This is a genomic window from Paramagnetospirillum sp., assembly GCF_058402745.1.
The window spans coordinates 178504-201599 of sequence record NZ_JBZVFI010000017.1 but is presented as its reverse complement, the minus strand read 5'-3'; the positions used below and the strand labels follow the sequence as shown (position 1 = coordinate 201599).

At 62.0% G+C, this 23096-nt stretch carries 20 protein-coding genes; 4 read left to right on the top strand and 16 right to left on the bottom strand.

The features are described from left to right. From ACV4UZ_RS15235 to ACV4UZ_RS15215, 5 genes are all read right to left on the bottom strand, one after another. Positions 1–1473 carry a CheR family methyltransferase gene (locus tag ACV4UZ_RS15235; protein ID WP_491601641.1) on the bottom strand — a complete coding sequence of 491 codons (1473 nt, stop codon included), beginning with the start codon at positions 1471–1473 and terminating at the stop codon, positions 1–3. Beyond that, positions 1470–5912 carry a response regulator gene (locus ACV4UZ_RS15230; protein ID WP_491601640.1) on the bottom strand — a complete coding sequence of 1481 codons (4443 nt, stop codon included), beginning with the start codon at positions 5910–5912 and terminating at the stop codon, positions 1470–1472. The genes ACV4UZ_RS15235 and ACV4UZ_RS15230 overlap by 4 nt, the downstream gene beginning before the upstream one ends. Next, positions 5909–8722: a PocR ligand-binding domain-containing protein gene (locus ACV4UZ_RS15225; protein ID WP_491601639.1), complete on the bottom strand. Its 2814-nt coding sequence runs from the start codon at positions 8720–8722 to the stop codon at positions 5909–5911. Before ACV4UZ_RS15225 ends, ACV4UZ_RS15230 begins: the two co-directional genes overlap by 4 nt. A gap of 163 nt (positions 8723–8885) precedes the next feature. After that, positions 8886–9290 carry a hypothetical protein gene (locus ACV4UZ_RS15220; RefSeq protein ID WP_491601638.1) on the bottom strand — a complete coding sequence of 135 codons (405 nt, stop codon included), beginning with the start codon at positions 9288–9290 and terminating at the stop codon, positions 8886–8888. Next, positions 9283–9570, bottom strand: coding sequence for a hypothetical protein (locus ACV4UZ_RS15215; RefSeq protein ID WP_491601637.1), 288 nt, complete (start codon positions 9568–9570; stop codon positions 9283–9285). The genes ACV4UZ_RS15220 and ACV4UZ_RS15215 overlap by 8 nt, the downstream gene beginning before the upstream one ends. A gap of 84 nt (positions 9571–9654) precedes the next feature. Between ACV4UZ_RS15215 and ACV4UZ_RS15210 the strand changes: the two genes are divergently transcribed. The 3 genes from ACV4UZ_RS15210 to ACV4UZ_RS15200 are packed head-to-tail and all read left to right on the top strand — an operon-like array spanning position 9655 to position 13009. After that, positions 9655–11226: a recombinase family protein gene (locus tag ACV4UZ_RS15210; protein ID WP_491601636.1), complete on the top strand. Its 1572-nt coding sequence runs from the start codon at positions 9655–9657 to the stop codon at positions 11224–11226. After that, complete coding sequence (locus ACV4UZ_RS15205) at positions 11226–12110, top strand: plasmid partitioning protein RepB C-terminal domain-containing protein (protein ID WP_491601635.1); 885 nt, start codon at positions 11226–11228, stop codon at positions 12108–12110. Before ACV4UZ_RS15210 ends, ACV4UZ_RS15205 begins: the two co-directional genes overlap by 1 nt. Then, complete coding sequence (locus tag ACV4UZ_RS15200; protein WP_491601634.1) at positions 12107–13009, top strand: plasmid partitioning protein RepB C-terminal domain-containing protein; 903 nt, start codon at positions 12107–12109, stop codon at positions 13007–13009. Before ACV4UZ_RS15205 ends, ACV4UZ_RS15200 begins: the two co-directional genes overlap by 4 nt. A gap of 211 nt (positions 13010–13220) precedes the next feature. On the opposite strand, the gene ACV4UZ_RS15195 is transcribed toward ACV4UZ_RS15200, so the two are convergent. Continuing rightward, a complete protein-coding gene (locus ACV4UZ_RS15195) occupies positions 13221–13820 on the bottom strand; it encodes a hypothetical protein (protein WP_491601633.1) in 600 nt (199 codons plus the stop codon). Positions 13821–13822: 2 nt separating this feature from the next. Further along, entirely contained in the window at positions 13823–14260 is a 438-nt protein-coding gene (locus ACV4UZ_RS15190; protein WP_491601632.1) for a structural protein, read from the bottom strand. Positions 14261–14382: 122 nt separating this feature from the next. Here ACV4UZ_RS15190 and ACV4UZ_RS15185 point away from each other — a divergent pair, with 122 nt between their 5' ends. Further along, entirely contained in the window at positions 14383–15411 is a 1029-nt protein-coding gene (locus tag ACV4UZ_RS15185; protein WP_491599289.1) for an IS110 family RNA-guided transposase, read from the top strand. A gap of 345 nt (positions 15412–15756) precedes the next feature. On the opposite strand, the gene ACV4UZ_RS15180 is transcribed toward ACV4UZ_RS15185, so the two are convergent. From ACV4UZ_RS15180 to ACV4UZ_RS15140, 9 genes are all read right to left on the bottom strand, one after another. Next, positions 15757–18084: a host specificity factor TipJ family phage tail protein gene (locus ACV4UZ_RS15180; RefSeq protein ID WP_491601631.1), complete on the bottom strand. Its 2328-nt coding sequence runs from the start codon at positions 18082–18084 to the stop codon at positions 15757–15759. After that, positions 18081–18476, bottom strand: coding sequence for an NlpC/P60 family protein (locus ACV4UZ_RS15175; RefSeq protein ID WP_491601630.1), 396 nt, complete (start codon positions 18474–18476; stop codon positions 18081–18083). The genes ACV4UZ_RS15180 and ACV4UZ_RS15175 overlap by 4 nt, the downstream gene beginning before the upstream one ends. 71 nt (positions 18477–18547) lie before the next feature. Beyond that, a complete protein-coding gene (locus tag ACV4UZ_RS15170; RefSeq protein ID WP_491601629.1) occupies positions 18548–19072 on the bottom strand; it encodes a DUF1833 domain-containing protein in 525 nt (174 codons plus the stop codon). Beyond that, positions 19065–19415, bottom strand: coding sequence for a hypothetical protein (locus ACV4UZ_RS15165; protein ID WP_491601628.1), 351 nt, complete (start codon positions 19413–19415; stop codon positions 19065–19067). Before ACV4UZ_RS15165 ends, ACV4UZ_RS15170 begins: the two co-directional genes overlap by 8 nt. 29 nt (positions 19416–19444) lie before the next feature. After that, the gene (locus tag ACV4UZ_RS15160; RefSeq protein WP_491601627.1) at positions 19445–19882 is read right to left on the bottom strand and encodes a hypothetical protein; all 438 of its coding nucleotides are present in this window, start codon (positions 19880–19882) and stop codon (positions 19445–19447) included. A gap of 2 nt (positions 19883–19884) precedes the next feature. Next, positions 19885–21228: a hypothetical protein gene (locus ACV4UZ_RS15155; protein ID WP_491601626.1), complete on the bottom strand. Its 1344-nt coding sequence runs from the start codon at positions 21226–21228 to the stop codon at positions 19885–19887. Positions 21229–21230: 2 nt separating this feature from the next. Then, positions 21231–21797 carry a hypothetical protein gene (locus ACV4UZ_RS15150; protein WP_491601625.1) on the bottom strand — a complete coding sequence of 189 codons (567 nt, stop codon included), beginning with the start codon at positions 21795–21797 and terminating at the stop codon, positions 21231–21233. Between the two features lie 4 nt (positions 21798–21801). Further along, positions 21802–22212: a hypothetical protein gene (locus ACV4UZ_RS15145; protein WP_491601624.1), complete on the bottom strand. Its 411-nt coding sequence runs from the start codon at positions 22210–22212 to the stop codon at positions 21802–21804. Positions 22213–22223: 11 nt separating this feature from the next. Beyond that, positions 22224–23093, bottom strand: coding sequence for a hypothetical protein (locus ACV4UZ_RS15140; RefSeq protein WP_491601623.1), 870 nt, complete (start codon positions 23091–23093; stop codon positions 22224–22226). Positions 23094–23096: the final 3 nt, after the last annotated feature.

The window sequence follows — 23096 nt, the reverse complement described above, 5'->3', positions numbered from 1 at the left end:
CTAGCGCCGCCGACGGAACAGCCGGTGGTAGTGGTCAATGGGGCCGAAGAGGGAGTTGCCCATGAAACTGAGCGATTCCGATTGGCCGATAAACAGCAGCCCCTGGGGCCGCAAGGCACGATGAAAGAGCTTCACCAGGTCGTCCTGAAGATGGCCCTTCATGTAAATCAGCAGATTCCGACAACTGACGAAGTCAAGGTCGGCCGGAGGAATGCCGGCCAGGACGTCGCGCCGCTCGAAAGTGACACGCGATTTTATATCGGGCTTGATCTCGTAATGCTGTCCGCGCGGCAGGAAGTAGCGGTCGCGCAGGGCTTCATCCATTTCCTTAAAGGCCGTTTTTCGATAGACGCCGTCCCTGGCCATAGCCAAGGCTTCCGGGTTGAGATCGGTGGCGATGATCGATATCGGATGCTTGTCGGGGTGACTCGCCAGAAGTTCGCTCAGGATGATCGCAAGGGTAAAGGGCTCCTCGCCCGAGGCACAACCCGGCACCCAGCCCCGGATCGGCTCGCCGTCCGGCTTTTCCGCAATGGTGGCGGCCAGAACCCGCTCCAACACTCGAAACGATTCTCGATCACGAAAGAACGAGGACACAGAGACGAGGAACAGATGCTGCAGCACATGAAGTTCCTCTGGATCGCGACGGATCAGCGCCTGATAGGCATCAGCGGAATCCAGCCCCAGGGTGGATCTCCGCTTTTCCATACGGCGCAACAAGGTTTCTTCCTTGTAGCTGGAAAAATCGATTCCGGTCGCCTCATGCACTTGTCGGATCAAATTCTGGAGATCCCGATGGACCGCCTCGGAAATCCCAGACTCCACCGGCTCTCCGGCGGATATGACCGGGGGCACGGAGGGGCCGGGAGCGGACCCAGGAAAGCGCGCAGCCAGGGCTTGGCCGATCTGTTCGACCGGGAGCACCGCGTCGATCAGCTTCGCCCTGATCGCCGCCTCGGGCATCCCGCCAAACTTGGCTTCCATCGGTTCCTGGGCCAGGGTCAGCCCACCGCCATTTCGGATCATTCGGCACCCGCTGACACCGTCCGACCCGGTTCCCGAAAGAATGATGCCGATGGCCGCGGATCCACATGTCTCCGCGATCGAGGAAAACAGGGCGTTCACCGAGGGGGTGGACAGATGTTCCGGGGCGGGATCGCACAGTCGCAGCGTATCGCCATGCACTTGGCCGTCCCGGCCCGCGGGGATCACCAGGACAGTATCCGCCAGCAAGCGGGCGCCCTGCCCGGCCAACATCACCGGCAAGACGGATTCCCGCGAAATCAACCGCACGACCAGATCGCTGTGGCCGTTATCGGCCATATGCTGGGCCACCACATAGGCGATGCGCCCGGTCGGGCGCATGCGCGCGAACATCAGCAGCATAGCCTCCAGCCCCCCGGCCGATGCCCCGATTCCCGCGACATGCAGAGGGGGCTTTGCTTGCCTGATTGATGTCGGGAACAAAGTCATTCGACATCAACATCCCTGAGTCTGGCCAGGGCGGCGTCAAGGTCGCAATCCTCGATGGCGTCCGCGACGGGCTTCAGGGCTCGCCCCATGGCCGTCCCGTCAAGCTTCGGCAGCAACTCCTCCAACAGATCGCCAGCCTCGGAATCGCTGTCTTCGAGCAGGGCTGCCAACTTCCCGAGGGCCATTTTCAGCTCGGCCGCGGGGACCGCCGGCGCCTTCGATGTCTGGCCGGAAACGACCGCGCCCAAAACGGCAATGACGGGATCGAGTTCGGCCAAGGTCTTTGCCAGCAAGGCATCGATTTCGTTGTCGGGGCGGCCTTCCTTACAGGCATGCTCCAGGACTCCCGCCGCGTCCTGCACCCCTTTGGCGCCGATATTGCCGGCCGTTCCCTTGAGCGTATGGGCGGCCCGCATCGGCGCCGCAGGATCGGAATCGACCTTGGCCGCCGCAAATATATCGGCGAAGTTGCGCTGGCTATCCCGGAACTTGATCAGCATCCGGGTATAGAGCGATTCCTTATTGGCCATGGTCGCCATCCCGGCCTTGACATCGATGCCCGGCAAATCAGGCAGGCCGCCGGCAGGATTCGACGGCGAGGCCACCTTCGGGGTGTTTCCGACGCGGGGGTTAGCCTTCCCCGGCTTGATCCACTTCGCCATGGTGGCGAACATGTTTTCCAGATTGAGCGGCTTGGCGATATGGTCGAGCATACCCGCTTCGATGACCTTTTCACGATCGCCCGACATCGCGTTGGCGGTCATGGCGATGACGGGAATATCGTTCAGGGCGGGATCGGTGCGGATGGCGCGTGTCGCCGTATAACCGTCCATCACCGGCATCTGGCAATCCATCAAAATGCCGTCGAATTTTGAATCCCTGGAGAGGATGTCCAACGCCTCTTGCCCATGATTGGCGAGAACAATCTCCATGCCGGCTTGGGACAGAAGTTCCGTCGCCAGTTCCTGGTTCATTTCGTTGTCTTCGACCAGCAGGACGCGGGAGCCCTCCAGCGCCCTCATGGTCTCCTTGTAGCCCTCCGCCTTATCCTGGGCATGGCTTTCGGTAATCACGCCCTTCCCGAGAATATCGCCGATCGCATCGAGAAGGCTGGCCGAGGTAACCGGCTTGGTCAGGACGGTCTTAACCGCGACACCGCGCTCCTGGGCGTTATTCAGGGCTTCCTCGCGGCCATAGGCGGTGACCATGATCACCGCCGGCACCTTTGCATGATGACCGGCCTGAAGGTGCTGGACGGTCTCGACACCGTCCATGATCGGCATCTTCCAATCCATCAGGATCAGGTCGTAGGAGAGTCCCTTCTTTTCAGCGGTCGCAACCATGTTCAATGCTTGCTGTCCATCCCAAGCGACATCAACCTCCAGGCCGAAGCCCTTGGCCATGGCCGAGAGGATTTCACGGGCCGAGGCGTTGTCATCGACCACGAGGACTCGCAGCCCCATCAATTCGTCAGGATGGAAGATGCGTCGGGCGGTGGGTTGGGCCTGGACGCCCAACCGGACATGGAAATGGAAGGTCGAGCCCTTGCCAGCCTCGCTCTCGACCCAGATGCGACCGTTCATCAGTTCCACGAGAGTCTTGGAAATGGCAAGACCCAGCCCCGTGCCGCCATATTTGCGGGTGGTCGAGGAATCCGCCTGGCTGAAACTCTGGAACATCTTCCCGCATTGTTCCGGCGTCATCCCGATCCCGGAATCGCGCACCCAGAAATGCAGCTCGACGCCCGCGTCGGAATGGCCGACCCGTTCGGCGCCGACGATGATCTCACCCTTTTCGGTGAACTTCACGGCATTGTTGCCCAGATTGATCAGCACTTGGCCAAGGCGCAGCGGGTCGCCGACCAAAGCCGTGGGAATATCCGGCGCAATGTTGAACAGAAGCTCCAACCCCCTATCCTCGGCCTTCAGGCCGACCAGATTGGCGAGATTATCCATCACGTCCTCAAGACGGAAGTCGATGCGCTCCATGGACATCTTGCCGGCCTCGATCTTGGAGAAGTCGAGGATGTCGTTAATGATGCCCAGCAGGTTCTCGCCCGAGCGGTGGACCTTCTCGATGTAATTGCGCTGCTTCTTGTCCAGCTTGGTCTGCAGGGCCAAGTGACTCATGCCGATGATGGCGTTCATGGGCGTGCGGATTTCATGGCTCATATTCGCCAGGAAATCGCTTTTGGCCTTGGTGGCCTCCTCGGCGATCTCCTTGGCGCGCAAAATCTCGGACGCCGCCTCCTTGATCTCGGAGACATCCTGGGAAACGCCGTACATGAACCGCGCCTTTCCATCCTTGTCCCGAACCACATTGCCGATCGCCCGGATCCAGGCGATCCGACCGTCGATGGGTCGCTTGTAGCAATAGGTACAGTCGTAGCGCGGCACCTTGCCCTCGACGGCCTCGGCGTAATGGGCCGCGGTGGCCTCCGCCACCCCGTGATCGGCGGCGGCAATCCGACTGTACCACTCGTCCATCAGATGGTAGCGATAGCCAGGAGTGGGATGCTCGCCAAAGATGGCGGTGGCTCGTTCGGAGCTGGTGTAGTAATCGGGATCGGCATAGTCGATCAGCCAATAGCCGGCCTTGGCCAGATCCAGGGCGGAATCGCTCATCATATTGGCATGGGCGATGGCTTGTTCCGCTTGTTTGCGCTCGGTCACATCGCGGATCGAAGCGCAAATGCACAGTCCGCGTCCACCGATGGCCGGCAGGCGCGATAGGCCGACCTCTACGGGGAATTCGGAGCCATCCTTACGGACTCCCCGCAATTCGCGATCCCGCATCGCTATTTTCTTGGTATCGCGGCTCTTGATATAGCCATCCCGCTGGACCACATGCCCTTGCCTTGCCGCCTCAGGCACCAGTATCTCGATTGGCCGTCCGGTCAGTTGACCCGCTTGGTAACCGAACATGGCTTCCACCTGCGGATTGACCAGGACGATGACACCGTCGCCATCGGACACCAGCATGCCGTCCGGAGCGGATTCGATAATCCCTCGAAACCAGGCTTCGGTCGCCCGGATTTCGGTCTGCTGCGCCTCCAGCTCCACCGACTGCTCTTCCAGCCGGGCAGCCTGCTTCTCCATGTTCTCGGCTTGGCGAGTGGTCTCTTCCAGCAATTCCTGTGTCTTGACGTTGCGATCAAGAATTTCCAGGGTCATGGCCAGGATCGGCATTACCCCATCGAGCAGGGCTTGCTGATCGGGACCAAAAGTCTCGAATGCCGCCAGTTCAACCACCGCCATCAGCTTATCGTTATGGAGGACCGGAACGGTCGCGATAACCCTGGGCGTAGCCTCGCCCAGCGCAGTGCCGATGTGGACGTAGTCCTCGGGCGGGTCGGTTATGACGATGGGCTGCTTTTCCAAGGCACACTGGCCGACGAGTCCTTGTCCGAGGGCGAAATGAGGGTTGAGCTTCTTGCGATTCAAATAGGCGTAGCTGCCTGTCAGCCGCAGCTGCCGCCCGTCCTCATCCCAGATGTAGAACACGGCATGCCCCACATTGAGGAGTGGTGCGATATCGGCCAGGAAGTTCCGAGTCAGTTCCGGCGCCGAGACAGCCGATTGCAGATTCGCCTGGATTGCCGCCTGATTGGTCTTGACCCATCGTTGAGCAGCCATGCGTTGCGCTTCGGTCTGCAGCACCCCGATCGCGCGAGCGAGATCACCCAGTTCGTTGCTGTATTCAATGCAGGGCAGAACCCGATCCAGATGGCCTTCCGCCATGTCCGAGACCGAATCGCGAATCCTGAACAAGGGCTGGCGGATGGAGCGTCCGACCATGACGCTCGTCCCCAGCCCCACCAAAACGCCGAACACCATGAGCGCGATGAAAAGCTGCAACCCGTCCATGGCCGAACGGATGGAGGTCCGCGTCATCTCCTGTAGGTTGGCCTCGGCCATGTTTACCGCCAGCGTCAGGAATTCGTTCAGGGCGATTCCGCTCCGTTGGAACTCCGGCGAGGCCACGAAAGCCTGGGCCTCTGCATCATTTCCCCGTTGAAGAAGCCCTTGCACCTTGTCCACGTTGCCCATGTAGGCCGCATAAATAGCTTCGAATTTATCAACCAGATGGCTGTTCTCGTGCTTCAGCAGGATTGGTCGGATATTGGGAACTGTCTTTGCGATGCGCTGGTGGGACGCCCCAACCTGGCCGAGAGCATCCTGGCGGTCGGAGGCACTGGTGGCGAGTACGGCTTGGCGCAATGATCGGCCGATGACCTGTGCATCAAGTTGAACGCCCTTGATAAGGGGGACAACGTTCATCCCTGTGGAGGTGAAGAATTCAACGGTCTTGATCAACTGCAACTGACCGATGACGCCGACGATGCCAACGGCGATAACGATCAACATGGTCGTCAACGAGCCGATAAGCAGCTTCCGGCCCAAGGTCCATTTCTCGATGGCAGTGTCGATCCTTCTCATGGCCGCGCCTCCGTCTCCGACGCATCACCGTCTTGTCGTTGACGCGTAGCGTCTTCGGCCAGACTCATGGCGGCCAGACGTTCTTGACGCAGCAGTTCCGCTTGGCGGCACAGCGCCTGCTGGGCGGCATCGGCCCGGTGCCGCGCCAGCGACATGGTCGAGATCATCCGGGCGAAACCCGACAGGAATCCCAGAATCACGGGAAGGCGCCCCTCATCCATGATGGGGGCCGAGGCGACAGCCTCCAGATATTCGCCCTCGTCATAGCCGAATTGCCGCGCCTGCTGTCGGAAGAAATCCATGTCGGGGGAGCCGACATGGAATTGCCCGATGAAGACATTGGCCAGATGCTGGCCTTCGACGATGATCGGCGAGGCGCAATCGGTCATGCCGTTCTTGCATTTATAGGTGGTGAAATCCTCGCCATCCTGGAGCTTGAGGGCGAGGTCGGTGTCGCTTTCGATACAACGGGCGCAAGATTGCTCGTTGACCCGGTGAAAGTCGGTGCAGGCCCGCTGCCAGCGTGACGAGGCCAGGACATTGGCCTGTAAATCGATGATAGCGGCCGGAACCCCCACCGCGTCACAGAAGTTGGCGAACAGGACTTGGAACTCATTGAGATCGACCAGATCGCCAAGTCGCAGCGGAGTGTCGGCCCCATCGATCCGGGTATCATAATCGGGGTGAGGGGCGAATTCGTGGTCCCCGACCAGTTCGACGATTTCGGTGGCATAGGGCTCTGGATGCCCGGCCTGGGCGGACAGCGCGTTGACCTCCCGCTTCAGTTCGAGAACACGCTGTTCGCGTCCGCGCGCCAGCCGCGCGAAGCGGTCCACATCGGCCAGCCGGGCCAGCTCGCGCTCAGCGTCCTTCATGGCGCTGATATCGATGAAAGTCCCCACCAATCCACCTGGTGTCCCGTCGGGATTGCGGAAGCCGGACAGGAAATACAGCGTGTCATGGTCGCGGCCGTCGGCCTGCCTGATCCGCAACTCCCGCTGGCCCCGGCCGATGGCGGCGATGACGGCTTCGTTCTCCGATTGCAAGGTGGGACGTTCCGCCTCGGGCAGATAGTCCAGATCAATCATCCTTTGACCGATAAGCTGGTACCGCCGAACGCCGAAAGCCTCCTCAAAGGCGTGGTTGGCCCCCAGGAACCGGGTTTCGCCATCCAGAAAGAACAGCGGGTACGGAATGCTGTCGACCAGAATCTGCTGGAAGGCCAGTTGCTCACCCTTGACCCGCTCGGCCACGGAGACGGCCTGCAGCCGCTCTTCGGTCAACTCCCTGCGGCGCACTAGTTCCAGGTTCAGGGCCAGAATATCGACCATCCCCTCGAACTGCTGCGTCGTTTCCTCGTCGGGATGCCTCAGCAGGGCGACCTCGACCACACCCTGCAGAGAATCGTTCAGCATGATCGGGGCCATGATCACCGCCAGAGGGTGCGCGCCGCCCAATCCGGATTCGATGGACCAGAGTCCGTCCGGTGGCGTGGCAATGATCCGCATCCGGCCTTCCTGGGCGCATTCCCCCAACAAACCTTCACCGATGGCAATCTCCGGCTTCACGCTGTTGTCGGTGGCATAGCCTGCGGCCAGCGACAGTACCCCATCAGGTTTATCACTCTTAACGTAGACAATCCCCTGAAGCGTACCAATCAGTTGATGGGCTTCGCGCAGGAAGGCTTCGGTCAGTTCGGCTATCGTCTTGGCTTGCTGCAGCCGTATGGCCGTCGCCGCCAGTTCCGCCTTCCTCTCGGCGCTGCGTTGCTGCGCCATTGCCAACCCGGCCAAATGATCGGCGGAAACCTGCTGGGCATGACGACTGCGCAGCATATTGACCAGTGTCAGTAGCAAGATTCCGACGACCAAAGCAACGCAGGCACCGATAACCGCGCTATCCCGACGCGGAACCGTGCGGGAAAGGTCTTCCATCAACGTCAGCTTCCAATCGCCAAATGGATCGTTCCATTGCACCCGGGCACTGGCGACCGCATATCGCGTCCCATCGAGCGACAAGCGATCCTGGCGGGAGGAGAACGGCAACAGCGAGGGCTCTTGCTTCTCGAACATATTGCCGAACTGTTTGAGATCACGGATGGCCTTGAACTGCTCGACGGTTGGCTGCTCGGAAAGAAAGCCAATCCAGTCGGCTCTGTTGCTGGCGAAGACCACCCCCTGAGGCGACAAAAGCAAAGCGATATCGGTCTTGTCGCGGAGAAGGGCATCAACTTTCGATAAATCGGTCCGCGCCACGACTGCGCCCACCGACATGCTGTTTCTGGTCTGCTCGGACAGGATCGGCGCAGTGAAGTAGAGGGATCGATCTCCCCGCGCCAAGCTGACTGCGGCGTACACATTCTCCTTACGCTGCATCGCCATTTGATAATATGGCCGAAACTTAACATCGATCCCTGTCGAAGGTTTGCCCCCGCTGTCCCACGACGAACGGACGACGCCGTCCCGACCGACCAGAAAAAGACCTTGCGCATCATAGGCCCGCGCGACACTTTCCAATATCCCCAATACCCTGGGACCATTCGGAAGGCCATGCCCCTGGGCCTCGGCTTTGATGTCTTCGTCGAGAAGGCCGAGAACGGCCACGGACCCCATCAGATTTCCGTTCAACGTCTGCGACATGATCTCGATACCGTTCCGACGCGCCTCGGATTGCAACAGAGAATGCCGTTCCCTTTCCTTAAAATCGTTGACGCCGAATGCAGCCAGAACCCCGATGGCTAAGCTCACCAAAATGGCAGAAAGCACCATTGATCGCGGATTTTGTGCAGCCAATTGGGTAATGCTGCTCATTATTCCCTCTCCGAAGCTTGCTCAACTAGTGCCTATGCGCTGATCGGGCATTGACGTAAAGCCTCTAAGCCCCGGAATTTCATCAGCAGAGTTCGGTGCGGTGCCCCCAAACGAAGAGGATAGATACATTCTGGAGGCTGGCAATTTGATTCGATCAAAACAGTCAGTAGATTCTGACGCCAAGTCGACAGGAGCGGTGGAAACGAAGATCTCCTGCGCCCACCAGAACGCAAAATGTGGCCGACCGGGGGCGCTCCCCTGACCGGCCGCGTTGTGCGCAGTATGGATTGTGCCACCTGCCAATGGATGGTGCCTGCGCCAGCAGGGTGCGGGTCTGCTCGGAATCTGCCGATCCACTGAATTCGAAGTCAAAGGCGGTGGCGAACTTGCCGGCCAGCAGCGTCACCACCGAGATGATGCAGCCGCCGACGGCGGTGTTGCCATCTACATGCCCGAACACCATGCAGCCTTCACCGCCGACGATGCCGAGTCCGGCAGTGATGAGAAGAGCATTGGAGCGGATGTTGCTGCGGTTGCCCTTGATGAGTTCACTGTTTCTCTCATTCAAGTATCTCCCACCCTGCTGCCACGAGCACAGCGGCCATAACGGCTTCCGACTCCCGCATCAAGGTGATGAGATGGTCGCTTCCCGGAACTGCGGTGCCTGCCAGCCATGTCTTGATGGTGCGGTCGCTGGCGCCGGTCCAGCGGCCGATGGTTTTCACCATGGCACGACCGTCCTGCAATTCCGAGCGCAGGGCGACGGACACCAGCACCGCCAGATCAGCATCGACGGCGTTGTCAAGCTTTGAAAGGTGCAAGATTTTGCACTTTTCCGGCCACGACATTCCTGATCTCCATCCGTATGGTAAGACGGAAATCATGCTTCGCCGGGGTTCTGGAAGCGTGGCAGGAAAGAATGGGATGGCAACGTGGCTGGAAGACAGCGAGTAGACGACGGCCTGAACACCGGGGCAATATTGCCGAAGCGGGTGGCCCAGTACCTGCGCATGTCGACGGAGCATCAGCAGTACTCCACCGAGAACCAGGCCGATGCCATCGCCCAATACGCCGAACGCCACGGACTGGAGATTGTCCGCACCTACGCCGACGAAGGAATAAGCGGGTTGCAACTGGATCGGCGTGAGGCTTTGCAAAGGCTGATCGCCGATGCGACCCAGGGCCGCGCTGATTTCGAGATGCTGCTGGTCTACGACGTCAGCCGCTTCGGTCGCTTCCAGGACACCGACGAGAGCGCCTACTACGAATACCTGTGCAAGAAGGCTGGCATTCAGGTTGAGTACTGCGCCGAGCAGTTCGTCAACGACGGCAGCATGCCATCCTCCTTGCTGAAAATGATCCGCCGTAGCCAGGCTGGAGATTATAGCCGTGATCTGTCGGTCAAGGTGTTCGCCGGGCAATGCCGTCTGATCCGGATGGGCTATCGCCAGGGCGGCCCGGCGGGCTATGGCCTGCGCCGGATGCGGATCGATCAGTCCGGAGCCGAGCTTGGCGTTCTGGAAAAGGGACAGCACAAATGCCTGCAGACCGACCGGGTGATCCTCAAGCCCGGTCCCGAGAACGAAACCGAGACCGTGCGACGCATCTACCGCCTGTTCGTGAGGGAGGGCCGCCGCGAGGGTGAGATTGCAGCCTTGCTCAACGCCGAGGGCACCTTGACCGACTTGGGGCGGCCTTGGCGTGCTTCGACGGTGCATCAGGTGCTGACCAACGAGAAATATATCGGCAACAATATCTTCAACCGCCGGTCCTTCAAATTGAAGGCTCAGCGGGTTAGGAACCCGCCCGAAGAGTGGATCCGGGCCGAAGGCGTCTTCACTCCCATCGTCGATATCCAGGACTACCGGGCTGCGCAGGCGATCATTGTCGAACGGGCGCGGCGCTTTTCCGATCAGGAGATGCTGGAGCATCTCAAGACGCTTTATGACCGGCATGGACGACTGTCGGGGATTGTCATCGACGAGGTCGAGAATGGCCCCTCCAGTGGCGCCTACCTGCATCGCTTCGGCAGCCTGCCGCGGGCCTATGCCCTGATCGGCTACGATCCTGGCCGCGACTATGGCTATATCGAGATCAACCGCCACCTTCGTCGCATGTTCCCCACGGTGGTCGAGGACATGCTGCGACGCATCCGCGACCTGGGCGGCTCGGTCCGCCGGGATTTGGCAAGTGGCTTGGTCATCATCAATGACGAGTTCTCCATTTCCCTGGTAATCGCCCGTTGTGAGGAAACCAAGGCGGGGTCGCTCCGCTGGACCATTCGGCTGGAGACGGGCCTCGCCCCCGACATCACGGTGGCGGCCCGCATGGCTCCAGACAACCGTGAGATCCAGGACTACTACCTGCTGCCGTCCATCGATATGAATGCAGCAAAGCTGCGGCTGGCGGAAGATAACGGCCTGGGCCTCGACATCTATCGCCAAGACAGCTTGGACCGCCTCTACGATCTCACCCGCAGGGTACCGCTCCGCGAGTTCGCGTGATGGACGGCTGTGACAATGCCATTCGGATGATCCCAATCGACCGCATCCGGATTCTCAATCCGCGCAGCCGCAACAGCAAGATTTTCGCCAGCATGGTCGACAACATCTCGACCGTCGGCTTGAAGCGGCCAATCACGGTGCGCGAAAATGGAGCCGACGCCGGGGGCACACGATACGACCTCGTCTGCGGCCAGGGGCGCATCGAAGCGTTCCAGGCCATGGGTGAGAGCGAAATCCCTGCCCTGGTCATCCAGGCCACCGAGTCCGACTGCTACCTCCGTAGCCTGATCGAAAACATGGCGCGGCGGAAGCATTCCAACCGGGATTTGCTGATGGCCATCCGCGTCATGGAGGAGCGAGGGTATTCGCCAACTCAAATCGCCACCAAGACGGGACTGAACAAGGTCTATGTCGATGGCATCCTGGTGTTGCTGAACAATGGCGAGGATCGGCTGATTGCTGCCGTCGAGCGGGGATGGATGCCCATGTATCTCGCCACCCAGATCGCCCACAGCGATGACACCGCCCTTCAGAACACCCTGCAGGAAGCCTACCAGGAGGGAATCCTCAAAGGGACGCAATTGCTCAAGGTCAGGCGCCTTATCGAACGGCGACGATTGTTGGGCACCGGCTATGGCCGTTCTCTGGCAAGCAAGGGCCAGCCAGCCACCTCGACCCGCTCGCTGGTGCGCGCCTATCAGGAGGAGGTCAGACGTCAGGAGGTGCTGATACGGAAAGCCGAGATCGGCGAGCAACGCCTTTTGCTGCTGACGACTGCGTTGCGTCAACTGTTCTCGGACGAGCATTTTCGTACCCTGCTCAGGGCCGAGGGGCTGGAAGACTTGCCCAAGGTCTTGGCCAATCAGATCAGGTCTGCCCCATGACCTCCATCCATCTCGGTTTTGAGACCACCACGGTCACGTTGCCGCTGGAGCGGATTCTGCCCACCCGAATCGTCGCCAAGACTGTCCTCAAAACATCCAAGTACCGCAGTATTCTGGCTTCGGTGCGCAAGGTCGGCGTTATCGAGCCGCTGGCGGTATATCCCGACAAGGCCGAGGACAGTTCTCCCCATTACATTCTATTGGACGGGCATCTCCGTCTCCACGCCCTGAAGGAAATTGGGGCCACGTCAACAATCTGTTTGGTGTCCACCGACGACGAGGGCTTCACCTACAACCGACGGGTGGCCAGAATGACGGCGGTCCAGGAGCACCGAATGATCCTCCGGGCCATCCAGAGGGGAGTTCCGGCCGAGGAGATCGCCGAGGGGATGGCGATGGACGTCAAGAGGATCCAAGAGCGCCAGCACATGCTGGACCGCATCGCGCCGGAAGTCGCGGAGATGCTGAAGGACCGCATGGTCACACCGGCGATATTTCCGCTCCTGCGTAAAATGAAGCCGATGCGCCAGATCGAGGCGACCGAGATGATGATCCTGGCCAACCGGTTCACGGTGTCCTACGCCAAGGTGCTGCTGGCGGCGACGAGGCCAGAGGATCTGGTCGATTCGGACAAGCCCAAGAAGCTGGAGGGGATTTCGGCGGAAGATATCGCGCGGATGGAACGGGAGATGGAAAGACTGAACCGGGACTACCGGGCGGTCGAAGGGAACCTGGGGGACACCATGTTGGCTTTGGTCGTAACCAGGGGGTATGTCTCGAAGCTGTTTCGCAACGAGGCGATTTCTGATTTTCTGGATCGTCACCACCCCGAACTTGCCTTCGAGATGCGCAGCATCATCGACGCGGTCGGCGGCGACGCCCGGATGCTGGATCGATAAAGCAAGTTGATCAGGGGACCCGGACCCTTCAAGCGCGGGGACCACAGGGAGACGCCGTCGCGAGGGACGGATCAATCGTGGGGTGGGAACGGCAGCGACCCTGACCTGAGCCCACCACAGGCCTGCCGTATCGCAGGCCACAAACACGAAAAAAGCCGACCGGGGGGATTTGCTCCCTCGGTCGGCTGGATCAGATAGTTGTGGTTGGAGGTTATTTTCCGATGGGCGGCGCCTGAGCCAGCAGGGTGCGGGTCTGCTCCGAATCGGCCGATCCGCCGAACTCGAAATCAAACGCGGTGGCAAACTTGCCCGCCAGCAGAGTCACCACCGAGATGATGCAGCCGCCGACGGCGGTGTTGCCGTCCACATGGCCGAACACCATGAAGCCGATCCCGCCGACAATGCCGAGTCCGGCGGTCACCAGCAGGACGTTGGCGCGAGTGTTGCTCCTGCCTGCTTTGATGAACTCGCTGTCCCTGGCGCGGGCGTTCTGGCGGTCGACCAGGGTAGCGGTCAGCGTGGTGATTGCCCCGGTCATCTGCTGCATGCGTTCAGCATGGGCGAATTCTTGCGCCTGGGAGCGAAGCTGGAATACCAGATTGGGATCGGCCAGCACCTCGCGGGCCTTGTCGGGATCGTCGGTGCCGGTGATGGCGCGGACGGTGTCAGCCAGTTTGCCGACCGCCTTCTCGGCATCGTCGCCGAACAGGCTGGCGATGTCCGGCGCCACGTCCAGCGCCACCTTGGCCAGCCCCGCGATGGGATTGGCGGCGATGGCGGCGGCATCGCCGAGGAGATCGAGCAGATTCATGGTCAGGCGCTCCCCAGCCCCATGCCGACCCCGGCCAGGATCACCTCTCTGGCGTAGGGCTGCTGGCCGTTTTCATGGCGGATGATGGCTTCGACCAGTCCGGCCATGGTGTCGGCCTTGGTCAGGTCGATGGCCTGATCGGGCGCCACGCCCAGGCGGGCAGCAACATGGGTGATGTAGGAGCCGGTGTCGTTCTCGCAGCCCGGCGCCCAACGGGTGATGATCCCCGTCACGGTGTTGAGGCCATGGCGGCGTTGATAGCCGAGCAGGATGCGGGCCAGCGCCCGAATGCCCGCTTCAGGGCTGACGAACTCCTCGAACACCGGATCGTCATCGGTGGCGCGCTCGCCTTGCCACTGAGTCTTGTCGCCGGGGGATTCCTTGATATTGCCGGGATTGTTGAGGCGAATGCCACGCGGCACGACAGCGTCCTTGGTCATGGGGAACCTCCAATGAAAAAGGTTGGGTCATTGGGCTCTCGCCCTCATCACCCGGTAGGGTGGTAAGAATTCTCGACGTGACGGCGATCTGATGCGGCGCCGACCAGCAGGGGAGAGAAGTGATGGACTATTTCGTCGGTTTGGATGTGTCGGTGCGGACGACGAGTGTGTGCGTGATGACCGAGACCGGAAGAATCGTTCAGGAAGGCAAGGTCGAAAGCGAACCCGAGGCGCTGATCCAGTTCCTTGATGTGCCCGGCAGGCGGTACATCCGTGTCGGCGTCGAGGCAGGCCCGCTTTGCCAATGGCTGTACGCGGGCTTGGCAAAGGCTGGCCTGCCGGTCATCTGCATCGAGACGCGGCATGCGCAGGCGGTGCTCAAGGCGCAGATCAACAAGACCGACCGCAACGACGCCCGCGGCATCGCACAGATGATGCGTGTCGGCCTTTATCGGCCCGTGCATGTGAAGACCCTGGCGAGCCAGCAGATCAGGACGTTGCTCAACGGTCGGCGCTTTCTCCAGGCGCGGATTCTGGACGTCGAGAACAGCATCCGGGGGCTGCTGCGTAATTTCGGCATGAAAGTCGGCGTCATTAGTCGTGCCCGTTACGACGCGCGGATCCGCGAGCTGATTGACGGCGACCCTACGCTGGCGGCGGTGATCGAACCCATGCTCATCGTCCGGCGCGTCACCCGTGAGCAATTCGCGGCTCTTCATCGGAAAATGTTGGAACTGGTCCGCGCCGATGAGGATTGCCGGTTGTTAATGAGCGCACCTGGGGTTGGGCCGGTGGTCGCGATGACCTACCGGGCAGCCATTGATGAGCCGGCCCGCTTCCAGCGTTCACGAGCCGTTGGTGCACATTTCGGCTTGGTTCCTCGAACGCACCAATCCGGCGAGATCGACCGCCGGGGCCGGATCAGCAAGAACGGCGATGAAACATTGCGATCGACGCTCTTCGAGGCGGCCTTGGTGCTGCTGCGCCCGAATTCGAAGCCATCAGCGCTCAAGGCATGGGGCCTGCGGATTGCCAAACGCCGAGGCATGGCCAGGGCGATGGTTGCCGTCGCACGCAAACTGGCGGTGATTCTTCACCGCATGTGGATCGATCGCACAGAGTTCTGCTGGAAGGCCGAAGCCACTGTCTGAGCTATTGCGTCCGTCGTAATTTAGGATCTGCCGCGAGGCGGAGCGAAGTCCCTCCGGGGACCGAGGGTCGGTGAGATCGAGGGCGGTTTGAAGCGCCAAATAGCGACTTCGCGAAAAAGCTTGAGCCACCACTCTTCGGACCTAACCATGAAGCGGCCAACGCGCCGACTTCGGAGAGAAGCCAGAGACCTGGCGGGACAATGCTCTCCAATAAGGCAGATGGAGACAAGAAGGTGCTTGACTCATGAACGCCCAATAGAGAAGCCGCCCGGATGGGCGGCCAGAAAAGGATCGGGTTCCAAGGGCCTCGCGGCCCTTGGCGGGGAACGGGGCAGCGCCCCGCAATCAGTTCACATGCACTCGGGAATCCTCGGCGACGGCGGTGATCTCCACCTGCTCGGCGCGGGGGCGGATGGCGAGGATGCGGGCGGATTGGGCCCAAGCCTGGCCGGGACCGAAGGAAAAGTAGGTCCGCTCCTCCGAGCCGCCGGTATAAGGCGTGACGGTCAGCGGTTCGGCGAGACGCACCATGGTGGGGGTATCGGCCACCGGATCGACCCGGAACGGCCCTGCCAGACTTCCGTCGCGGCGGCGCAGCGCCAGGTAATGGCTGGCGCCCTCGGTCCAGATCAGCGGCTCGGACAGCACCAGCACCGCCCCAATCCAGGGCGGCTTGGCGGATTCGGCCCGCCAATCGATCACCTCGCCGCCCTGGCCCCAGCGGGGCATGTCGTGGGTGATGGCGACCAGATCGCCGTAGGTCGGGATCATGCCCTCCAGCTCGGTGCGGAAGGTGACCATGCGGCGGCGATAGCGGTTGTTGGCGGCGATGTAGAGACCTTCCCGCTGGGCATGATCCTTGGCGGTGCAGCCGAACAAATTGACCTTGGCCGGGTTGTCGCCCTGGCTGTCGGGCAGCTTGGCGGTGGTCTCGTCGGGCTTCCAAGTGCGGGACGAGAAATACTCCACCGTCACCGCGTCGGCAGTGTCGTCGCCGGGCATGACGTATTTGATCTTGAAGGAGCCCTTGACGATATTGCGCGGCCCGAACATGGCCACCGGCATGGTCTGGGGCGCGTCGCGGATAATGCGGACGATACCGCCCTGCTGGATGGGCACGGCGCGGCCGCAGCGGGCGATACGGGTCAGCGCTTCCCACACCGTCATGCTGGAGTCGAACACCGCGTCGAAGGAATCGCCACGGGCAGCCCAAACGGCATCCAGGGCGGCCAGCGTCTTGAGGTCGATGCGGCTGTCGGCCAGCTTGGCGCCGTATTCGGCCTTGCAGGCATCGACGAAGGCCCAGGCGATGGAACGGGTCGGCTGCGGAGCCGACCAACCGCCCACCGCCGACCACACCGGCAGCTTGCGGGTGGCGATGACGTTGATCATGCGCGAGGAGCGCTGCGACAGGTTGTCGGTGGCCCGCATCTTCACCGCCAGCAGAGTGACGGCGCCGAAATCAGGCTGGCCGGTCAAATAGGCGCGCAGAGCGCCCCAGCGAATTTCATGACCGGCACGTTCGGCGGTGTCCTTGGTGTCGAGACGCTTGAGGCGGACCTCGTAACGGCCCGGACTGACCGAATAGCGGAAGGACAGACGGATGGTGCTGTTGGTGGCGGCACTATGCGACGGCTGCGCCAGAACCGCCCAGCCGCCAATGGCTCCGCCCTCGGCATCGATGGCGCGCGCCTCGACCTGCCACTGGACGGTGCGGCTATCGAGGCTGCCGCCGTCATTGGCGTAATAGAGGCCACGCGGCATCACCACGTCGATGCCCAGCGCTCCCGCCGTGGTATCGACTGGATTGGCGGTGAACGGGCCGATATATCCGTCGTCGCCCGATTGCACCAGATTGGGGGCCACCAGTTCCTGGCCCGCCACCTCGGCGGCGGTGACCACATCCGGCTCGAACAGAGTGACCCGACTGCCGGGCGGAACGGTTTCGGTCTGGACCTCCTCGAAAGAGGAGATGGGGGTGTCCTCGATGCGGATCTGCTCGACCGCATATTCTCCCTGGCCGATGACGTGGAGCTGGTAGAGGTACTGCTCGCCGCCCACGTAATCCTGGTAGGGCTCCGAGGCGAGGTCGGGATAGATCAGGTGGCGGCCATAGATCACCGGGATCGGCTGGCCCAATCGGCCCTGGTTGCCCTGAGCCTGGATCGAATAGGTCGGGCTGGGGGCCGGCGCGCTGCCGCTGCCGCCCCAGTTGAGCGACGGCATGGAGGGCTTGGGGGCCGGAATCACCGTATTGATCAGCATCGAGCCGGCCAGGGCGATGCCGGCGGTGGCCATGGCGGCGGCACTGCCGGCGGCGGTATATCCCATGGCTACCGCCGCCATGGGGCCCAGATAGATGGCGGCCACCATCACCGCGATGGTGAGTACGATCCGCATGGGGTTCTTGCCGCCCCCACCACCGCCCCCGCCGCCCTGAGGCCAGCGAATGATGGTGACGACCTCGCCATCGACGATGGCCCGGACGGCATAGATGCCGACCGGCACCGTCATGCCGCCGATCAGGATTTCCGGGCCATCGGACCAGCAATCATCGGCGATGCCGCAAGCCTGCAACAGGCCGCCCACCGTAATCCCGGCTTCCACCGCATGCACCGAGCGGCTGGCCACCGGCTCGAACGGATTGGTGACGATGACGATGGAGACGGTCATGGCGAAAACCGGTAGAAGCCTTCGATGGACCAGCCGTTGAGCGCGAGCGCGTCCGAACGCTGAAACACCACCCCGGCGCCCTCGGCGCAATGCAGGACGCCGCCGCCATCCACGTCGAGCCAGATTCCCACATGGATGGGATGGCGGGACCGGCGCAGCAGCACGCAATCACCCTCTGAAGGCGGGTCAACCTTGGCCCAACGTTGCCGTTCGGGATGGTCGCGGAAGGTGCGGCCCATGACCAGCATGTCTTCGGGATTGCCGATCTCGGGCAGCAGGCGGCCGAAATGCTCGGCTTGGACTATGCGGACGAATTCCCAGCAATTGAACGAGTCCGGCCCGCTGCCGTGGACGGACCACGGCAGGCCGATATAGGCGGCAGCCCAGTGCATGATGACCTCGAAAGGAATGGAGGTTTGGAGGCCAGCCTCCGAGCGGGTGCGGGCGGCAGCCCGCTACGTCATTACCGCGCCAGACCGGGAAACCGCCGGGCGGTATAGGTGATGGACGGAAACGACTTGTTCCCCGCATCCAGCATGCGGGCACGCCCCGTGACCCTCATCGTGTCGGCCTCGACATCGGTCAGGGTCATGGTGATGGGCGGGTCCATGTGGGGGCCGTTGAGATCGGTGGAGAGATAGGGCCGCCAGGTGATCTCGATCACCTGCTGGCTGACGGCGGCCCCTTCCAGGGCGTCGGTGATGTCGCTGCCGACATTGTCGAGGGTGACGGTGATTTCCGGCACCGGGGCAGTATCCACCGGCGGCGGGGAGAACTCGAAGGCCAGCGCGGCGAAGGTCACCCGTTTGCCGCCATCGCGGGGAGCGCCAGCTTCCAGCCGGGCGGTGAGGTCGGCATGGTCTCGGACCACCCGGATCGGCTCAATGAAAGTTGGATGCCAGATCTCCAACGTATCGAGAATCACCGTTCCAGCCGGGGCTGATGCAAACGCCTCCCTCAGCGCCTGCGACAACGCCGGATCAGGCATGGTTATCCTTGCCAGGAACGCACATGGGCGACGGGAACGGACAGAAGGTCCGAGCCGCCAGCAGCTTGCGCATCTCGTGGACGATCTCAGACAGGCCCTCTACCGCCGAGCGCAAAGCCTCGGTCTGGCGGGCCTGCTCCTCGACCACATGGGCGAAGGCTTCAACGGGGACGCCGGATGCGTCCGGTGCCCCCTGCTTCCTCGACCATGCCCAGGCGATGATGGCGATGATGAGCACCGTGGCGGCGATGGCGGCGATCTGGACCATGGGGGCGGCCTGACCCCAGGCGCCGACATACTGGGTGGCGACGCCGGCCCAGATTTCCGGGGATTGTTCGGTCATGGCATTGAAGTCCGGGTCGGGGGGAAGATCTACCAGGAGAAGGCCTGGATCTCTTCCTGGGAGGTGAGCTTGGCGATGGCGGCTTCGGCCTGGTTGCTCGCCAGCCGAATGTTCTCACGCTCGGCATAGACCTCATGAAGGGTCTTGGTGCCGTTCAGGGCATCCCGCTCGCGGGCGCGTTCGACTTTCCAGTCGAGAGTGGCGATGCGCCCCGCCGCTTCTGTTTTCACCCGGCGAACCAGGGCGGTTCTGGCCGCCTGGAGTTCCTCGGCCTGCCGCTCGACGACGCGCGCGGCATCAATCTCGCGGACCTCATCATCGGTGACGCCGTCATAGCGATCGACGACCTCGCCATCGACGAGTTGGAAGCGGTGACCCAGCACCGAATCCACCGGCAGATCGTGGTCGCCCTCGGGGCCGATGACGCCCCAGTCATTGCCGTGGGGGAAGCTGATTTTGCCGGCCATGATCAGATGCCTCCGATGATCGGGACGATGTAGGGGTAATTGGTCGAGTGATAGGCGCTGTCGAAGATGTAGACGTTGAAGCCCGGCACCTTGGAACTCATGTCGCCCTTGTCGGCGATGGCCTGGAACACCGTCCGGGTGTCGATGTGCGACATGTAGATGCCGTAGCCGCTGTCGGAATTCGGGCTGTAGGAGACCATGAAGTCGCTGTCGCGGATGGGCGCAAACGACCGCCCATAGCCGGAATCCTGGTATTGCAGGAAGGCGTATTTCCCGTCCGACACCCGGATCAGGAACACCTCGGCCCCGGCCCCATAGTAGTAATAGGGCTGGTAGCAGATGACGTATTTGCCGTCGTTGGAGATCTGAAAACGGATGCCGTTCCGATCTCCGGATTCCATGCCGTAGGTGGTGGTCGTGCTCAGCGTGTGGGTGGCTTCCTTGGTGTAGCCCCCGGAACCGTTCGGCGTGAAGCGGTCCAGCATGCAGTAATTGCTGGGTTCCATCCGCACGATGAGGATTTTGCCGTCGTCGCAGGGAATGACGATGCCGCGATAGAGGCTCTCGGCATACCCCGCCGAATTGGCCGTCCAATCGTAGAAGATGTGCTTGGTCTCATCGAGATTGTTGAACCAGGCGCGACGGTTGCTGGCGGAGATGTCGAACGGGGCGACGTTGGAATAGACGTGCAGCCTCATGGAGGTGCCACCATTCCGGTTCTCATTGATGACCAGCGTGCCGGTTTTCTCGTTGTAGCCGATCATGCCGTACTTGCTGTACGTCCCGAAATTGTTCTGGGCGTAGAACTTGGTGTTGGTCCAGGCCAGATGCCAACCCTCGGTGCCGGTCAGGCGGCCGGGCGCGATGGCCCGCGGTGCCACGCCCGCGTACTGGTTCTCCATAAATAGGGCGAGGTTACGGTTGGTCTTGTTGTTGACCCAGACGCCGACATTTCTCAGCGCCGTGCCAGCATAGGGGCTGGGGCGGCCGATCATCGAACCGTCGGGGCCGACGCCCAGGGCGATATGGCCCAGATGCCCGCACCGCGCCGTGCCATCACCGTAGGAGGTGTCGGTCGAAGAGATGTTCGAGTTGGTCTGGCCGTAGGAATACCAGTTGTTGAAGAACTCGGTCCCTAAGCTGCTGGTGCTGCCCTGCATATAGCCGCTGTCATTGTAATGCTGGCGGCAAAGCTCCTGGAGATAGTGGTTGTAGACCACCGTGCCCCAGGGCGCCGAGCTGCTCATGGTAACCACGGCGAAGGCCGGGCGTTTCCAGGGATCGAGCAGATCGCCGTCAAGACGACGCTGGACCTGTTTCAGCGCGTTGAACGTCAGGATATCCATCGTCAAGCCTCCGTAATGGCGGCGATCTGGCCGTCGGGCGTATAGGTGAAGCTGTAGGCACGGGTGTAGGTGATGCCGCCCAGGGTCAGCTTCTCGGCATAGCCAGCCATGGTGCCGTCGTCGTTGTAGGTGATGCCGTTGATCAGACGCGGCCCCTGGCGGATCGAAACCGCCCTTCCGGCAACGTCGTAGACGACGTCGCCTGCGACGATGCCCCCGGTGAACAGGGCTGCGTTGGCAGCACTGACCGAATACCCGGCATTGGTTCCGAGGTAATTGGCGAGATTGACCTGAAACTCGGCCATCTGATTGTTGATGCGGGTTTCGATCCCGTTGGAGAAGGTCTCGATCTTGGCGATGGCGGCGTTCAGGCCAGCGATCACCGTGCCGTTGATGAAGCCGGTGGCCGTGGCCAGCCACAGCGTGTTGATGTGATCCTTCAGTCCTTGCGCGATGGCATTGAGCCGGGCCGGGATTTCACGGGCCTTGGAATTGCTGAAGATGCCGACATTGTCGGAGAACGCCGCGAAGGGGGCGGCATTGGGGATCGGGGTGATGGTCAGGGGCATGGGATCAGGTCTCCGCGTAAAAGGTTTCTAGGACACGGTCGCCGAACGATTCCAGGGTGCGTTCGCCGATCATCACGGCCCCGGTGACATCCATGTTCCGTTCGTCGCGGTTGAGCAGCATCCACCGTTCCTCCCCGCCATGGGGGATGTCGCCCAGCCGGGAGGCCCGGGTGAGCATGAGGATGTCCTCGCCGCTTAAGTCCGGGGCATAGAGACCGGCTGCCTTGGCGGCCACCTTGCGCAGCAGGGCGTCGTAGGCATCGGTGTCCTGGACGGTCTCGATCAACTCGATAGCCTTTACCATCAGCGCGAAATCGTCCATCCGCAGGTTGGGATCGTCGAGCTTGGCCGAGATAGTGGCGAAGGCGTTGTCCTGGGCGGCCTTGACCGTCAGGTAATGGGCAAGGGTGGTCATGGGCCTTCCTCTCAGAACAACTCGATGCCGAGCGTTCGGTAGTCCGAGCCCCTGCGGGCGGAAACGATCAGCGTCGTAAGATCCAGGCCGGTTGCTTCAGCGACGATGGTTGCCGCCGCTTCGGCCGCCACGGCGAAGCTCTCGGCCTGTCCGGCCCAGAAGGCGCCATCGGTTTCGGCCTGAGCCGCAACAACTGCCGACCCCGCGGCGGCGGTTTCCGAGGCGCGAGCCTGGGCCGCCGACGCGGTGGCGCTGGCTTCGGCACTTATCGCCAAGGCCGAGGATGCAGTCGCCTGCTGTTCGGACAGATGCGCCGCTTCCGCACTCGACCGGGTGGCGACTTCGCTGGTATTAGCCGCGATGGCTGAGGCGTTGGCAGCCGATGCCGAGGCGGCTGCATCAAGGGCTGCCTGCGCGGCGACGGCTTTCGCCGCCACCGTGGCTATCTTGGACTGTTCCGCGAGGATCGCGGCATTCTCTGCCGCTTGCCGGGCTGCCAGTGCCGCGACCGCGCTGGCATTGGCTGCGGCGGCACTTCCGGATGCCGATGATGCGCTGGCAGCGGCATGCGTTTCCGACAAGCTGGCGGCCTGGGCGTTTGCCGCGATGGCCGCCTCGCTCGTCTCCGCGGTATCGGCGCTTTGGACGGCAAGCGTCGCGCTGGCCGCCGCCGCCGCAACCTTCTGGTCCAGGGTTGCCAGACCGGATTGAAGCCGGGTGTCGATATCGGCGATGGCCTTGGCCACCGTCTTGACCGGCCCCCCCTCGGTGACGACCTGGGACTCGGTCCCGCTGGCCGGGCCATGCACCACCTTGTGCAGCAGGGTACTGTTCGCGGTCACCTGGGCGACAGCGGCGGCGAGATCGGTTTGCAGGGTCATGAA